The sequence below is a fragment of the Martinezella sp. CNPSo 3732 genome (genome assembly GCF_057784515.1).
The window spans coordinates 95,154-109,801 of record NZ_JBXSOO010000016.1 but is presented as its reverse complement, the minus strand read 5'-3'; the positions used below and the strand labels follow the sequence as shown (position 1 = coordinate 109,801).

Annotated in this window: 14 protein-coding genes; 7 read left to right on the top strand and 7 right to left on the bottom strand. The window is 59.8% G+C overall.

From position 1 onward, the window contains the following. Nucleotides 1-170: 170 nt before the first annotated feature. Nucleotides 171-974 carry a membrane-anchored protein gene (locus AC13RM_RS23085; protein WP_374815360.1) on the bottom strand — a complete coding sequence of 268 codons (804 nt, stop codon included), beginning with the start codon at nucleotides 972-974 and terminating at the stop codon, nucleotides 171-173. Nucleotides 975-1,152: 178 nt separating this feature from the next. Then, nucleotides 1,153-2,655 (bottom strand): glycerol kinase GlpK, encoded by a 1,503-nt coding sequence (gene glpK, locus AC13RM_RS23080; RefSeq protein ID WP_440480028.1) that lies wholly within the window; start codon nucleotides 2,653-2,655, stop codon nucleotides 1,153-1,155. A 221-nt stretch (nucleotides 2,656-2,876) separates the two neighbouring features. On the opposite strand from glpK, the gene AC13RM_RS23075 reads away from it, so the two are divergent. The 3 genes from AC13RM_RS23075 (at nucleotide 2,877) to xdhB (ending at nucleotide 7,789) form a co-directional block, all read left to right on the top strand. Further along, complete coding sequence (locus tag AC13RM_RS23075; RefSeq protein ID WP_112334243.1) at nucleotides 2,877-3,653, top strand: 3-hydroxybutyrate dehydrogenase; 777 nt, start codon at nucleotides 2,877-2,879, stop codon at nucleotides 3,651-3,653. 69 nt (nucleotides 3,654-3,722) lie between these two features. After that, entirely contained in the window at nucleotides 3,723-5,189 is a 1,467-nt protein-coding gene (xdhA, locus tag AC13RM_RS23070; RefSeq protein WP_374815363.1) for a xanthine dehydrogenase small subunit, read from the top strand. 260 nt (nucleotides 5,190-5,449) lie between these two features. Further along, entirely contained in the window at nucleotides 5,450-7,789 is a 2,340-nt protein-coding gene (xdhB, locus tag AC13RM_RS23065) for a xanthine dehydrogenase molybdopterin binding subunit (RefSeq protein ID WP_488555593.1), read from the top strand. A 31-nt stretch (nucleotides 7,790-7,820) separates the two neighbouring features. Here the strand turns inward: xdhB and AC13RM_RS23060 are convergent, their stop codons facing one another. Beyond that, nucleotides 7,821-8,024 carry a hypothetical protein gene (locus AC13RM_RS23060; protein ID WP_374815367.1) on the bottom strand — a complete coding sequence of 68 codons (204 nt, stop codon included), beginning with the start codon at nucleotides 8,022-8,024 and terminating at the stop codon, nucleotides 7,821-7,823. A 102-nt stretch (nucleotides 8,025-8,126) separates the two neighbouring features. Here AC13RM_RS23060 and AC13RM_RS23055 point away from each other — a divergent pair, with 102 nt between their 5' ends. Continuing rightward, nucleotides 8,127-9,023, top strand: a complete 897-nt coding sequence (locus tag AC13RM_RS23055; RefSeq protein ID WP_440480025.1) for a LysR substrate-binding domain-containing protein — start codon at nucleotides 8,127-8,129, stop codon at nucleotides 9,021-9,023. A 3-nt stretch (nucleotides 9,024-9,026) separates the two neighbouring features. Here AC13RM_RS23055 and AC13RM_RS23050 read toward each other — a convergent pair whose 3' ends face one another. Continuing rightward, nucleotides 9,027-9,362 carry a hypothetical protein gene (locus tag AC13RM_RS23050; RefSeq protein ID WP_069612748.1) on the bottom strand — a complete coding sequence of 112 codons (336 nt, stop codon included), beginning with the start codon at nucleotides 9,360-9,362 and terminating at the stop codon, nucleotides 9,027-9,029. A gap of 215 nt (nucleotides 9,363-9,577) precedes the next feature. Between AC13RM_RS23050 and AC13RM_RS23045 the strand changes: the two genes are divergently transcribed. From AC13RM_RS23045 to AC13RM_RS23035, 3 genes are read left to right on the top strand one after another with little or no spacing between them, the layout of a single operon-like run. Next, nucleotides 9,578-10,816 carry a urate hydroxylase PuuD gene (locus AC13RM_RS23045; protein ID WP_285173244.1) on the top strand — a complete coding sequence of 413 codons (1,239 nt, stop codon included), beginning with the start codon at nucleotides 9,578-9,580 and terminating at the stop codon, nucleotides 10,814-10,816. Then, nucleotides 10,813-12,120, top strand: a complete 1,308-nt coding sequence (gene guaD / locus AC13RM_RS23040; protein ID WP_374815369.1) for a guanine deaminase — start codon at nucleotides 10,813-10,815, stop codon at nucleotides 12,118-12,120. Before AC13RM_RS23045 ends, guaD begins: the two co-directional genes overlap by 4 nt. Before the next feature lie 47 nt (nucleotides 12,121-12,167). Further along, a complete protein-coding gene (locus AC13RM_RS23035; RefSeq protein ID WP_374815371.1) occupies nucleotides 12,168-13,307 on the top strand; it encodes an alpha-hydroxy acid oxidase in 1,140 nt (379 codons plus the stop codon). Here AC13RM_RS23035 and AC13RM_RS23030 read toward each other — a convergent pair. From AC13RM_RS23030 to AC13RM_RS23020, 3 genes are all read right to left on the bottom strand, one after another. Further along, entirely contained in the window at nucleotides 13,304-13,570 is a 267-nt protein-coding gene (locus AC13RM_RS23030) for a Txe/YoeB family addiction module toxin (RefSeq protein ID WP_374815372.1), read from the bottom strand. The two genes, AC13RM_RS23035 and AC13RM_RS23030, sit on opposite strands and share 4 nt — an antisense overlap. A gap of 7 nt (nucleotides 13,571-13,577) precedes the next feature. After that, nucleotides 13,578-13,838 (bottom strand): type II toxin-antitoxin system Phd/YefM family antitoxin, encoded by a 261-nt coding sequence (locus tag AC13RM_RS23025; RefSeq protein WP_374815374.1) that lies wholly within the window; start codon nucleotides 13,836-13,838, stop codon nucleotides 13,578-13,580. A gap of 67 nt (nucleotides 13,839-13,905) precedes the next feature. Continuing rightward, nucleotides 13,906-14,646 carry a metallophosphoesterase family protein gene (locus AC13RM_RS23020; RefSeq protein ID WP_374815376.1) on the bottom strand — a complete coding sequence of 247 codons (741 nt, stop codon included), beginning with the start codon at nucleotides 14,644-14,646 and terminating at the stop codon, nucleotides 13,906-13,908. Nucleotides 14,647-14,648: the final 2 nt, after the last annotated feature.

The following is a 14,648-nucleotide window of genomic DNA, read 5'->3' as shown; positions in this document are numbered from 1 at the left end:
CCCTTTAAAGACGAAGGAATATCACCTGCACCGACAGGCTACGTCAAAAAATATCGAAGAAGGCGTCAGATGTTTCCACGAAGGATCGCCAGGATACCGGTCTTCGCATCAAGCTCCGCAATGGCTCCGATAAGCGTCAGCCGCAGATTGACCGTTGGCGAGCCCTTATCTCAAGGGTTGATGACGGCCGCAGCCGTTATCGGTGCCGGCCGCTTGGCCTTGGCATCGGCCTCCACCGTCCGACCAACCTTCGCCTTGCCGGTCCATAGCGGCAGACCGACGGATTGCGAGACGCTGGCATCAGTGGTGAACACCGGATAACCGCGTTCGATCAGCCGTTCGAGAACCTCCCGGTCCTTGCGGACGTGCAGCCGGGCGAGATTTTCCTGATTATAGACGTGTCCGCCGGAATCGGGATTGATGCCGGTGATGATGACTTCGGTCGCGCCGTTGTAGATCGCGAAGAGTATGGCGTTGATGCCGTTCGAGCATTTGTCGTCCGCGCCGAGCTCGCTGCACTTTACCCCGCCGACCCGGTCAAGCAGCGCCATGCGCTTGTAGCGATCGACGATCTCCAGCTTGTCGTAGCTGTAATTGAACCTCCGCAACCCTTCTTCCAGCCGTTCACGCTCTTTCCGCCAGAGCAGGACGTAGAGCATCTTGGTCCGTTCGCCGTTCAGAACGCGGCGCACCTCGACGGCATTGGTGTTCGTGCCTTCGATCTGGTTGAACTGGACGAGCGTCACGTCGGGCGCCTCGATCCCCCAGCCCTTCGTCACCGTCTGCGAACCATTGATGGTAATGACCTTGAAGCTTTCATCGAAATCCACCGGCTTGTTCGAAACCGGCGCCGAGCCGACGACGAGAACAGGCCCATCGAACCGCTCGGCGAGCATCGGCGGCTTCGGCCGGGTCAAATGATATTTGATCTGTCGATAGTAATGTTTCTTCAGTTCAGAAAATTGAGCAGCCATTATTCGCTTTATCGTCTCTTGAGAAGGCGTCCGCCCTCAAAGGGCACGGTCCGGCGAAATGTGGCCCGGAATCCTCCCCAAGCCACAAACAATACGAGTATCGCTGCGTGCCCTTATATAAGCAAAATAAAGAAATCTTACATGATATAACCTGGGGTGAGCAGCCGATGAAGGCCGATCATCCCTGCCGTGTACTCAAGGTGCGCGAGACGGCGCTCTTCCAGCCTTTGAGCTTCGCGTTTCGGGTCTTGTCATCCATGCCAGGCTCGAAACGCTTGTCGCGTGCCCAGGCCTTGGCGAAGCCTGCGCGATCCGGCCAGACGCCGGCCCGGCTGCCAGCGAGCCAGGCAGCGCCCAGCGCGGTCGTCTCGAGGATCGTCGGGCGGTCGACCGGTGCATTGAGCAGATCGGCAAGCCGCTGCATCGTCCAGTCGGAGGCGACCATGCCGCCGTCGACGCGCAGGACAGTCTCCTGCCCGTTGCCGTTGCGCCAATCCCTATGCATGGCGTCCAGGAGATCGCGCGACTGATAGCAGACAGCCTCCAGCGCCGCCCGAACGATCTCCTCAGGTCCTGTATTGCGCGTCAGCCCGAAAATCGCACCGCGTGCATCCGGGTCCCAATGCGGTGCGCCGAGGCCGGTGAAGGCCGGCACCAGATAGACCTCCTGCAGCGGATCGGCCTTGGCCGCCAGCTCGCCGGAGTCCGAGGCACGCTGGATGGCTTTCAGGCCATCGCGCAGCCATTGTACGGCAGCGCCCGCAATGAAGATCGAACCCTCAAGCGCATAGGTCGTCTCGCCATTCAGCCGATAGGCGATGGTGGTCAAAAGGCGGTTCTTCGAGCGCACCATGTCCGCGCCGGTGTTCAGCAGCGCGAAGCAGCCGGTGCCATAGGTGGATTTCATCATGCCGCGTTCGAAGCAGGCCTGGCCGATCGTCGCCGCCTGCTGATCGCCGGCAACGCCGAGGATTGGGATTTCAGCGCCGAAATGCGTGGCCTCCGTGACGCCGAAATCAGCGGCACAATCCTTCACTTCAGGCAGCATGGCAGCGGGAACGCGCAGGATATCGAGCAGCTCCTCATCCCATTCGTTCGCGCCGATATTATACATCAGCGTCCGCGAGGCGTTGGTCGCATCTGTGACGAAACTCCTGCCCCCTGTCAGCCGCCAGATCAGGAAAGTATCGACCGTGCCGAAGCAAAGCTCGCCCTTGGCGGCGCGGGTGCGCGCGCCTTTCACGTTGGTCAGCAGCCAGGAGAGTTTGGTACCGGAAAAATAGGGATCGAGCAGGAGACCGGTGCGGCGTGTGAAGAGCTTTTCCAGGTCCTGCCGCTTCAGTTTCTCGCAATAGCTTGCGGTGCGGCGGTCCTGCCAGACGATGGCATTGTGGATCGGCTTGCCCGTCTCGCGATCCCAGACGACCACAGTCTCGCGCTGGTTGGTGATGCCGAGTGCGGCAATATCCTTGGCGGTGATGCCGGCCGCCTCGATCGCCTTGCGTACGGTGACAAGGACGGAGGACCAGATTTCTTCCGGATCGTGCTCCACCCAGCCAGGCTTCGGATAATGCTGGGTGAATTCCTTCTGTCCGACGCCGGCAACCTTCATCTTGCCGTCGAAAACGATAGCCCGCGTCGACGTCGTTCCCTGATCGATCGCCAAGACATAACCGCTCATGCATTCCTCCCGCCTGTTGCATCCCGAAACAACAGATACGCGAGCAAAACGAATGTGAAAAGAAAGCAAAACGAAATTTTTTCGCTGAAGGTAAGCTTTTCGGTTCACAGTATCGTGGCCGAAGGGCCGCCAGCATTGCGATTGCCATATCCGGAGGTTTGGGACTAGGCTGAGATCGTTTTGCACTGCAGCAGGAAGCTGCGCTGTCCAAGGAGAAGATCATGGCAAGAACAGTTGTCGTCACCGGTTCCACGAGCGGTATCGGCCTCGCCATCGCGGCTGCCTTCGCCGCCAAGGGCGATAACGTCGTCATCAACGGCTTCGGAAAGCCCGAGGAGATCGATGCGATCAAGACGAAGCTCGAAGCCTCCGGCGGCGGCAAGGTGATCTATCATCCGGCCGACATGACGAAGCCCGCCGAGATCGCCGATCTGATCGCGACCGCCAACTCCACCTTCGGCAGCGTCGATGTTCTCGTCAACAATGCCGGTATTCAGCACGTGGAGAAAATCGAGGATTTCCCGATCGAGAAATGGGATCAGATCATCGCGATCAATCTCTCCAGCTCCTTCCATACCATCCGCGCCGCCATCCCACTGATGAAGGCGAAGAAGTACGGGCGCATCATCAACATCGCCTCGGCGCACGGCTTGGTCGCCTCGCCCTTCAAATCCGCCTATGTCGCGGCAAAACATGGTATATTGGGCCTGACCAAGACGGCAGCGCTCGAGCTTGCCGAATTCGGCGTGACGGTAAACGCCATTTGCCCCGGCTACGTCCTGACCCCGCTTGTCGAGAAGCAGATCCCGGATACCGCCAAGGCCCGTGGCATGACCGAGGAGCAGGTCAAGAACGAAGTCATCCTCAAGGCTCAACCGACGCATGAGTTTGTCAAGGCCGAGGAGATCGGCGCCCTGTCGCTCTACCTCGCAAGCGACGAGGCACGCCAGGTCACCGGCACGCACGTCTCGATTGACGGTGGGTGGACCGCGGAATAACCATAGACGGTTAGGGCCGGATTCGTTCGCGCATCCGGCCCCGACAAACGAATAATAAACGGGAACGACATGAGCGACAGCATCCGCTTTATCCTCAACGGCGAGGATATCATTCTATCCAGCCTGCGCCCCACCGAGACGCTGCTCGACTTCCTGCGCCTCAACCGACGGCTGACGGGAACGAAGGAAGGATGTGCGGAGGGCGACTGCGGCGCCTGCACTGTGCTTGTGGGACGCCTGATCGACGGCGGCCTGCACTATGAATCGGTCAATGCCTGCATCCGCTTCGTCGGCTCGCTGCATGCGACCCATGTCGTCACCGTCGAGCATCTTGCAGCTCAGAACGGCACGCTTCACCCGGTGCAGCAGGCGCTGGTCGACTGCCACGGCTCGCAGTGCGGTTTCTGCACGCCTGGCTTCGTCATGTCGCTCTATGGCCTCTGGCTGACGACGGAAAAGCCGAGCCGGGCGCAGATCGAAAAGTCGCTCCAAGGCAATCTCTGTCGATGCACGGGCTATGAGCCGATCGTCAAGGCGGCCGAACAGGTCAGCCAGAAGCGGCCGAGCGCGCTCTTCGACCCGCTCGAAAAGACAAGGGCCGATATCATCGCCCGCCTGTGGGCCATGCAGGGCGGCGATACCATTGAGATTTCCGAGGGCGAGGATCGCCTTATCGTCCCCGGTTCCGCATCAGCACTGGCACAGGTGCTTGCCGACGAGCCGCAGGCGACCGTCGTTGCCGGCTCGACCGATGTCGGCCTATGGGTCACCAAGCAGATGCGCCGGCTGAATCCGGTCGTCTTTATCAACCATCTCACCGATCTGCAGAAAATTACCGTTGACGATGCGGGCCTGACTATCGGCGCCGGCGTCACCTATAGCCGTGCCTTTACTATTGTCGGCGAAAAGATCCCGGCCTTTGCCAACCTCATCAACCGTATCGGCGGCGAGCAGGTGCGCAACATGGGCACCATCGGCGGCAATATCGCCAACGGTTCGCCGATTGGCGACACGCCGCCGCCGCTGATCGCGCTCGGTGCAACGGTGACGCTGCGCTCGACGACAGGCACGCGCAGCCTGCCGCTGGAGGATTTCTTCATCGACTACGGCAAGCAGGACCGGCATCCCGGTGAGTTCGTCGAGAGCATCTTCGTGCCCTATCCGGCCAAGGATGCGCATTTCGCTGTCTACAAGATCTCCAAGCGCCGCGACGAGGATATTTCGGCCTCCTGCGGCGCCTTCCATCTGTCATTGGATGCAGCCGGTAATGTCGAAGATATCCGCATCGCCTTCGGCGGCATGGCCGGTACGCCGAAGCGTGCCCGCACCGTCGAGGCGGAATTGATCGGCAAGCCATGGACGGAAGCGACCGTTATGGCCGCACGCAATGCCTTCGACGCCGATTACACGCCGCTCACCGATTGGCGGGCATCGGCCGAATACCGCCAGCTGACCGCCAAGAACCTTCTCATCCGCTTCTATCTTGAGACATCAGGCGCGCCGCAGGAATTGAGCCGCTTCGAGGTGCTGGCATGATGACGAATTTCGGATTTATTCGACCGTATTTCTTGGATACGGCACAGCACCTTTCGCCGGATGACGGCAGCCGCTTCCTTCCCCCTTCTCCCCTCGGGGAGAAGGTGCCCGAAGGGCGGATGAGGGGGTTACGCGGCAAAGAGCAAGCATCCTTTCATCTGATCTCAGGACACGCATCGCTTCGCGATGCATTCCCCTCATCCGGCCTGTCGGCCACCTTCTCCCCACTGGGGAGAAGGGAAACCGCGGAGGCTTGAAGCATGGACAAATCCACCTTCGAAGAGCGCAAGGTTGTCATCAACGGCTCGATGCACGGCTCGCTGCGCCATGACTCCGCGCGCAAGCACGTCACCGGAGCCGCCGATTATATCGATGATATTCCCGAGCCCGCCGGCCTGCTGCATGGAGCACTCGGTCTTTCCGATCGCGCCCATGCCGAGATTGCCGGCATCGATCTCTCAGCCGTAAAGGCCTATCCGGGTGTAGTCTGGGTCTTCACCGGCGCCGATATCCCCGGCGTCAACGATACCAGCTCCAACGGCATGCACGACGAGCCACTGCTCGCCGAGACCAAGGTCGAATTCCACGGCCAGCCGATCTTCGCCGTCATCGCCGAGACCCGCGATGCTGCCCGCCGCGCCGCCCGCCGCGCCAAGATCGATTATCGTGATTTGCCGCATTGGAGCGATATCGACGGCGCGCTCGCCAATGGCGCACCGCTCGTCTACGAGCCGATGACGCTGAAGCGCGGCGAACCCGAAACCGAGATGGCGAACGCCAAGCATCGCATCAAGGCGCAGATGCGCATCGGCGGTCAGGAGCACTTTTATCTCGAGAGCCATATCGCCATGGCAGTCCCCGGCGAAGACGATGAAGTCGCCGTCTGGTCGTCGACACAGCATCCGAGCGAAATCCAACACATCGTCGGCCACGTCCTCGGCATCCCGTCCAATGCCGTGACCGTCAATGTGCGCCGCATGGGCGGCGGCTTCGGCGGCAAGGAGACGCAGGGCAACCAGTTTGCAGCGCTCGCAGCCGTCGCCGCGAAGAAGCTCGGGCGCGCCGTGAAATTCCGGCCCGATCGCGACGAAGACATGAGCGCCACAGGCAAGCGGCACGACTTCCTGGTGGATTACGAAGTCGGATTCGACGACGAAGGTCGCATCCACGCCGTCGATGCCACCTATGCCGCGCGCTGCGGCTTCTCCTCCGATCTTTCCGGCCCGGTTACCGATCGCGCGCTCTTCCATGCAGATTCCAGTTATTTCTACCCGCATGTCCATCTGGTCTCGAAGCCGTTGAAGACGCACACCGTCTCCAACACCGCCTTCCGCGGCTTCGGCGGCCCGCAAGGGATGGTCGGCGGCGAGCGCATGATCGAGGAGATCGCCTACGCGCTCGGCAAGGACCCGCTGGAGGTGCGCCGCGCCAATTTCTATGGTCAACCAGGCTCCGGCCGGACACTGACGCCCTATCACCAGGAGGTCACTGACAATATCATCAACCGCATCGTCGACGAGCTCGACCAGAGTTCCGACTATCAGGCGCGGCGCAAGGCCATCATCGAATTCAACCGTTCCAGCCGCTTCATTCGCAAGGGCATCGCGCTGACGCCGGTGAAATTCGGCATTTCCTTCACCATGACCGCCTTCAATCAGGCGGGCGCGCTGGTGCATATCTATCAGGATGGCTCCATCCATCTGAACCACGGCGGCACCGAGATGGGCCAGGGCCTCTATACAAAGGTTGCGCAGGTTCTGGCCGACAGTTTCCAGGTCGATATCAACCGCGTGAAGATCACGGCTACGACAACAGGCAAGGTGCCGAATACATCGGCGACAGCAGCCTCCTCCGGCTCCGACCTGAACGGCATGGCAGCCTATGACGCTGCCCGGCAGATCAAGGAAAGGCTCGTCGCCTTCGCGGCTGAAAAATGGGGCGTTGGCGCCGAGGAGGTGCAGTTTCTGCCGAACCGCGTACGCGTCGGTGAGGTGGAAATTCCCTTCCCGGATTTCATCAAGCAGGCCTATTTCGCCCGCGTGCAGCTTTCCGCCGCCGGTTTCTACAAGACGCCGAAGATCCACTGGGATCGCAAGGCCGGCCGCGGCACGCCCTTCTATTATTTCTCCTATGGTGCCGCCTGCTCGGAAGTGTCGATCGATACGCTGACCGGCGAATATCTGATCGACCGCACCGACATCCTTCATGACGTCGGTCGTTCCCTCAACCCCGCGATCGATATCGGCCAGGTCGAAGGCGCTTTCGTGCAGGGCATGGGCTGGTTGACGACCGAAGAGCTCTGGTGGGATGCGAAGGGCCGGCTGCGCACGCACGCGCCATCGACTTACAAAATTCCGCTCGCTTCAGACCGGCCGAAGATCTTCAACGTCCGCCTGGCGGAATGGTCGGAAAATACGGAGGCGACCATCGGCCGCTCCAAGGCCGTCGGGGAGCCGCCCTTCATGCTCAGCATATCCGTGCTGGAGGCTCTATCGATGGCGGTCGCCAGCGTCGCGGATTACCGCGTCTGCCCGCGCCTCGATGCGCCGGCAACACCGGAACGGGTGCTCATGGCAGTCGAACGGCTGAAGGGGATGTGATTACCCTCTCCGGGTATTCGCTCCTTGCCACCTACGACAGTCGGCAGTCATCATAACGCGGCTCCCGCCCATCAAGAAATCCAAGGTCCCGCTTCACGCGGTCCGGCATCTCGTCGAGATCGAGATGCGGCGATGGCTCCGCGTGCTTGACCAAGGCCTGTGCCAACGATTCCAGAAGACGAGCCAGAATCCTTGGCCTTGCGGTTTCCACCTGTTCCACGACATAGCAATCCATGACAATACCTCAGTCGGATCAATGATATGAATTGCAGTCTGGCGCGAAAAATGCTGGAATTCCAATCGAACTATTGTCTCCATACATAAAGAAAACTTATCCATGAAGCTCTCAAAACGCCTCCCGCTGAATGCGCTCCGCGTCTTCGAGGCCGCCGCGCGGCTTGCCAGTTTTACGCGTGCAGGTGAGGAGCTTGGCATGACGCAGACGGCGGTCAGCTATCAGATCAAGTTGCTGGAAGAGACCGTGGGCGAGCCGCTATTCCTGCGTCGCCCGCGGCAGATCCTGTTAACCGAGGCGGGAGAGCAGCTGGCGCCAAAAGTGGCTGAAGCCTTTGCCCTGCTACAGGAGGCCATAGCCTCGATCAGTGGCGATGCCGAAACGACGCTGCGCATTCATTCGACACCCACCTTCGCCTCACAGTGGCTGGCTCGTCATGTCGGGTCTTTTCAGCTCAAACATCCCAATATCGCCGTCCGGCTGGATACCTCCGGCTCTATCATCGATTTCTCACGGGAGCCGTCTGACATCGCCATCCGCACCGGTCGCGGCCAATGGCCCGGCCTGCGCTCGCACCTCCTGATGAAGGTCTATTTCACGCCGATGCTGAGCCCGGCACTTGCTGAGACCATCGGCGGCATACACGAACCGGCCGATCTCCTGAAGCTCCGCATCATCGACGCAGGCGACCCATGGTGGGCGCAATGGTTCAAGGAGGCCGGCGTTCCCGATCCCGGCCTTCAGGGCCGGCCGCGAAGCAGACTGGGCGCCCAGTCCTTCGAGGCGAGCGCGGCATTGGCCGGTCAGGGCGTAGCCATCCTGACCCCGGAGTTCTATGCGGATGATCTGGCTTCCGGTCGGCTGATACAGCCCTTCGATATTCTTTCGTCCGACAATACCGACTACTGGATCGCCTATCCCGAAAACAGGCGCCATACGCCGCGCATCCGCGCCTTCAGGGATTGGATTCTCCGCGAGTTCGGCATGCCGCTGGAATAGCGCTCAATAGTCCATGTCGGGTGCATAAAAGCAGCGCGGCGTATTCTCGTCCGGAAACAGACAGAGATGATAGGCTCCGTCGGGCGAACGCATGGTTTTCTGCTGCGGCAGATTGAAGATATGCGCGTGGGTTATGTAGCGATGATCGCCCGGATTGAGCGTCACTCGATAACCGCCGGGTACAATGGTGACGGTGCGCGAGGGGATCATCTCGCAATCGCCCGTCTTGCTGTCACCATTGCAGCAATAAGGGTCGTAGGACCAGCCGGAGGGCGCCTCGTGCGCCAAGGCGAAGGCTGCGGAGAGAAGAAAAAATACGAACGTCAGAATACCACGCATGGGCAATTCTCCGTCGAAAGATAGACGGCTGCCGCGGACACGGCCCGCTCCAAGCAGCCGAGGGCGTATTATTAAAAAACTGCCATAATCTGATCTAATGCGGCCGGGGCGCCAGACAAGAGCGTAGCTTTTTGCTGACACAGCAAACTCTCCCCTTCCCTCCGTCGCGAACATTTTGCAAGGTGCGGAGTCGGAGGAAGAAAAAGGGGAACTGAATGTATGAATACGCCATAGCGTGGGAATGGCTGGCCTTTGCTGCCCGCTGGTTCCACGTCATAACCGCCATTGCCTGGATCGGTTCATCCTTCTACTTCATCGCGCTCGATCTTGGGCTGGTGAAGCGCCCGCATCTTCCACCCGGCGCCTATGGCGAAGAATGGCAAGTCCACGGTGGCGGCTTTTATCATATCCAGAAATATCTCGTGGCTCCCGCGCAGATGCCGGAGCATCTGACCTGGTTCAAATACGAAAGCTATTTCACCTGGATTTCCGGCTTCCTGATGCTGTGCATCGTCTACTATGGCGGCGCCAACCTCTTCCTCATCGACAGGCATGTGCTCGATGTCAGCGTTCCCGTTGCGATCCTGATTTCGCTCGCTTCGCTTGCCGGCGGCTGGATCGTCTACGACCTGCTTTGCAAGTCTCCGCTCGGCAACAACACCTGGGGCCTGATGATCGTGCTTTACGCCGTCCTGGTCTTCATGGCCTGGGGCTACACACATCTCTTCACCGGCCGCGCCGCCTTCCTGCATCTCGGCGCCTTCACCGCGACGATCATGTCGGCGAACGTTTTCATGATCATCATTCCCAATCAGAAGATCGTTGTCGCAGATCTCATTGCCGGCCGCACGCCCGACCCTAAATATGGCCGTATCGCCAAGCAGCGCTCGCTGCACAACAACTACCTGACGCTGCCTGTCATCTTTTTCATGCTGTCCAACCACTATCCGCTGGCTTTCGGCACCGCCTATAATTGGGTGATCGCGGCGCTGGTTTTCCTCATGGGGGTCACCATCCGTCACTGGTTCAACACGACACACGCCCGCAAGGGTCATCCAACCTGGACCTGGATCGTTACCGTCGTCCTCTTCATTGTCATCATGTGGCTTTCGACCGTTCCCAAGGTGCTGACCGAGGAGAAGGAGGCCAATGCAATTCCTCCCGCCTTCCAGCAGTATGCCTCGGATATACATTTCTCGTCCGTCAAAGAAATAGTTTCGACGCGCTGTACCATGTGCCATTCGGCCGAACCCGTCTACGAGGGGATTGTTCGGCCGCCAAAGGGCGTAATGCTGGAAAATGACGAGCAAATCGCTATGCATGCCCGGGAGATCTATATTCAGGCCGGCCGCAGCCATGCCATGCCTCCGGGCAATGTCACCGAGGTGACGCCCGAGGAACGCAAATTGCTGGTCGCCTGGTTCGAAAGCTCCATCGGAGAAAAAAGCCAATGACCACCCTTCTGCGCGGCAGACTGCTTTCCTTCAAGCGCCTGCCGCAAAGCCTCGATGATACGGGCAGCTATGCTTACGAAAGCGACGGCGGCCTGCTGATCGAGAACGGCATGATCGTCGCGACCGGGCCCTATGCTGATATAAAGGCGCAGGCGCCGGAAGGTATCGCCGAAATCGACCACCGCCCGCATCTGATCCTGCCCGGCTTCATCGACATGCACCTGCATTTCCCGCAGATGCAGGTGATCGCCTCCTATGCCGCCAACCTCTTGGAATGGCTGAACACCTACACCTTCCCCGAGGAATGCCGCTTCGTCGAAAGCGCGCATGCCGAGCGCATCGCCACGCATTTCTACGACGAGATGATCCGCCACGGCACCACGACGGCCGTTGCCTACTGCTCGGTACATAAAACCTCCGCCGACGCCTATTTTGCCGAAGCCATGCGCCGCAATATGCGCATGGTGGGCGGCAAGGTGATGATGGACCGCCATGCGCCGCAAGGCCTGCTCGACACGCCTGAGATGGGCTATGACGAGACCCGCCAGGTGATATCAGACTGGCACGGCAAGGGCCGCAACCATGTCGCCATCACGCCGCGCTTCGCCATCACCTCGACGCCGGCGCAGATGGAAGCCACGGCCGCGCTTGCCCGTGAATTCCCAGACCTGCATATCCAGACGCATCTGTCCGAGAACCACGACGAGATCGCCTTTACCTGCGAGCTCTATCCGGAAGCGATCGACTATACCGATATCTATGCGCGCTACGGGCTGCTTGGACCAAAGAGCCTGTTCGGTCATGCGATCCACCTTTCCGAGCGCGAAGCCGATGCCATGAGCGAGGCCGGTGCGGTCGCGGTGCATTGCCCGACCTCGAACCTCTTCCTCGGCTCCGGCCTATTCCCGCTGAAGGCGCTGGCCCGCCGCGAGAAGCCCGTCCGCATCGGCGTCGCCACCGATATCGGCGGCGGCTCCAGCTATTCCATGCTGCGCACCATGGATGAGGCCTACAAGATCCAGCAGCTGCTCGGCGAGCGGCTGAACCCGCTGGAAAGCTATTACTACATGACGCGCGGCAATGCCGAGGCGCTCTCACTTGTCGACAAGATCGGCACGCTCGACATCGGCACCGAAGCCGACCTGATCGTCCTCAACGCCGCAGCAACGCCGGCCATGGCGCTGAAGATGGAGGTCACGAAGAGCCTCACCGAAGAGCTGTTCCTGCTTCAGACCATGGGCGACGACCGCGCCGTCGTCGAAACCTATGTTGCTGGAAAGCCGATGAAATCGATCCTGCAATGAGGCAATCCCAACCCTCCTTAATGTAACCATCCGGAAAGCAAAGAGCCATGACCGCGCCGCTGACCATCGCCGAACTGAAAACGCTTGCGCAGCGGCGCGTGCCGAAAATGTTCTTCCAATACGCCGATTCCGGCTCGTGGACGGAATCGACCTACCGGGCAAACGAGGCGGATTTCGCCAAGATCAAGCTGCGCCAGCGCGTCCTCGTCGACATGTCCGACCGATCGCTGGCAACCACCATGGTCGGCCAGAAAGCCTCAATGCCGGTGGCGCTGGCGCCGACGGGGATGACCGGCATGCAGCACGCCGATGGCGAGATGCTGGCGGCGCGCGCGGCGGAAGAATTCGGTATCCCCTTCACGCTGTCGACCATGAGCATATGCTCGATCGAGGATATCGCTTCGGTCACGAAGCAGCCCTTCTGGTTTCAGCTCTACGTCATGAAGGACCGCGATTTCGTCCTGAACCTGATCCAGCGCGCCAAGGCGGTAAAATGCTCGGCGCTGGTGCTGACGGCCGACCTGCAGATCCTCGGGCAACGCCACAACGATATCCGCAACGGATTGTCCGCACCGCCAAGAATGACGGCGAAAAATCTCTGGCAGATGGCGATGCGGCCGGGCTGGTGCATGGGTATGCTCAAGACCAAGCGCCGCTCCTTCGGCAATATCATCGGCCATGCCAAGGATATTGCCGACATGACGACGCTGTCGCACTGGACGCATTCGCAATTCGACCCCAAACTCTCCTGGAGCGACGTCGCCTGGATCAAGGAGCAATGGGGCGGCCCGCTGATCATCAAGGGCATTCTCGACGTCGAGGATGCAAAAGCGGCCGTCGATGTCGGCGCCGACGCCATCATCGTCTCCAATCATGGCGGCCGACAACTTGACGGCGCCCATTCCTCCATCAGCATGCTGCCACGGATCGTCGATGCCGTCGGAGACAAGATCGAGGTGCATATGGATGGCGGCATACGCTCCGGTCAGGACGTGCTCAAGGCCGTAGCACTCGGCGCCAAAGGCACCTTCATCGGTCGCCCCTTCCTCTATGGCCTGGGCGCCATGGGCAAGGAAGGGGTGACGCTCGCGCTCGAAATCATCCGCAAGGAGCTGGATATCTCCATGGCGCTCTGCGGCAAGCGGGATATCAAGGCCGTGGATCGGTCGATACTCGCTGATTTCTAGTAATGGAAGCGGCATTGTAAAACGATAAGCGTTTGCCGATCGCCTTCACCTTCGACTTTGTAAATCAGCCTATGCTCTTGCGTGATGCGACGTGACCATTGCCCTTTGAGTTGATTGCGCAGGGGCTCTGGTTTGCCGAGTCCCTCAAACGGGTGGCGTAGTGCGTCCCGCAAAAGCTCGTTGATTCTAACGGCTATTTTACGGTCTCTTTCCTGCCAATATAGATAGTCCTCCCAAGCATGTGCGTGCCAGGCAAGCAACATGACGGGCTTACTTCGGATCGAGCAAATCGTGGGAAACGAGGTTCTTTCCCTCGTTTGCATCGGTAATCGCTTCCATCAATCTTGCCGCGTTTGCCGGTGTCGACAGGACATGAAGCGTCTCGATGATACCTTCATATTCTTCCTTGTCGATCAGAATGGCTGATGGCTTATCGCGACGAACAATTTCCACGGCGACACGATCCTGCGCGACTTCATCAAGCAAGCTTGCAAGTTCATTTCGTGCTGCTGAAAACATGACCGTTCGCATGTTCCGCTCCTATAACCACACTTGTACAATAAATGGTACAAGTCCAACTTAAAGTCAAGAAACATGCCTAGCGCAGCCAGCCCTTCGCCAGACCACTCGCCCACTCCCCGCGGCCATTCTGCGCGGCGAGCTTCGCCATCGCCATGTGATCATAGGCGACCGGCCGGAAGACCGGCAGCCAATGATCACCAATCTTTTCGAGAATGGCATAGGAGGCAAAGGGATGGCCCGCCTCCACCTTGTGATAGTAGGGCAGGTCATCGTCGTAGGCGGGGCAGCCGACACTCCCGGAATTGACGATCAGGCGCCCGTCGGAAAGGCGAACGGCGCGTGGAATATGGCTGTGACCGCATAAGATCAGCGGAAAATCGATGCCGGCAGCCAGCGCCTCGATCTCTTCCAGAGGCTTCAAATAGACCTCGCCGTCGGGCGAAACGGATTCGAGCCAATAGACATTATCATCAGCCGGGGTCGCGTGGCAGAGATAGGCTTCGCCAAGATAAGCTGCACTGACCGGCAAGGCGCGCAGCCATTCAAGGTGACGTTCCGTCAGTTCAGAATGCGCTGCCCGATCTGAAACATGCATCGCCTCCGGCGCCAGTTCGATCAGATAGCGGTCGTGATTGCCACGCACCGTCGGCGCATTCAGTTCCAGCAGCATGTCAGCCGTCTTGCCCGCCGTCAGCGGCCCGCTGAAGCAATCGCCGAGATTGACGATCTTAGTGATGCCTTGCCTGCGGATATCCGCAAGCACCGCCTCAAGCGCGAGGTGATTACCGTGGATGTCCGCAATAGCTGCAAAGCGCATGT

Bases quoted from the DNA above. Each gene is read 5' to 3' on its own strand.
- AC13RM_RS23085 (WP_374815360.1), bottom strand. From the start codon at position 974: ATGGCTGCTCAATTTTCTGAACTGAAGAAACATTACTATCGACAGATC.
- glpK (WP_440480028.1), bottom strand. From the start codon at position 2,655: ATGAGCGGTTATGTCTTGGCGATCGATCAGGGAACGACGTCGACGCGG.
- AC13RM_RS23075 (WP_112334243.1), top strand. From the start codon at position 2,877: ATGGCAAGAACAGTTGTCGTCACCGGTTCCACGAGCGGTATCGGCCTC.
- xdhA (WP_374815363.1), top strand. From the start codon at position 3,723: ATGAGCGACAGCATCCGCTTTATCCTCAACGGCGAGGATATCATTCTA.
- xdhB (WP_488555593.1), top strand. From the start codon at position 5,450: ATGGACAAATCCACCTTCGAAGAGCGCAAGGTTGTCATCAACGGCTCG.
- AC13RM_RS23060 (WP_374815367.1), bottom strand. From the start codon at position 8,024: ATGGATTGCTATGTCGTGGAACAGGTGGAAACCGCAAGGCCAAGGATT.
- AC13RM_RS23055 (WP_440480025.1), top strand. From the start codon at position 8,127: ATGAAGCTCTCAAAACGCCTCCCGCTGAATGCGCTCCGCGTCTTCGAG.
- AC13RM_RS23050 (WP_069612748.1), bottom strand. From the start codon at position 9,362: ATGCGTGGTATTCTGACGTTCGTATTTTTTCTTCTCTCCGCAGCCTTC.
- AC13RM_RS23045 (WP_285173244.1), top strand. From the start codon at position 9,578: ATGTATGAATACGCCATAGCGTGGGAATGGCTGGCCTTTGCTGCCCGC.
- guaD (WP_374815369.1), top strand. From the start codon at position 10,813: ATGACCACCCTTCTGCGCGGCAGACTGCTTTCCTTCAAGCGCCTGCCG.
- AC13RM_RS23035 (WP_374815371.1), top strand. From the start codon at position 12,168: ATGACCGCGCCGCTGACCATCGCCGAACTGAAAACGCTTGCGCAGCGG.
- AC13RM_RS23030 (WP_374815372.1), bottom strand. From the start codon at position 13,570: ATGTTGCTTGCCTGGCACGCACATGCTTGGGAGGACTATCTATATTGG.
- AC13RM_RS23025 (WP_374815374.1), bottom strand. From the start codon at position 13,838: ATGCGAACGGTCATGTTTTCAGCAGCACGAAATGAACTTGCAAGCTTG.
- AC13RM_RS23020 (WP_374815376.1), bottom strand. From the start codon at position 14,646: ATGCGCTTTGCAGCTATTGCGGACATCCACGGTAATCACCTCGCGCTT.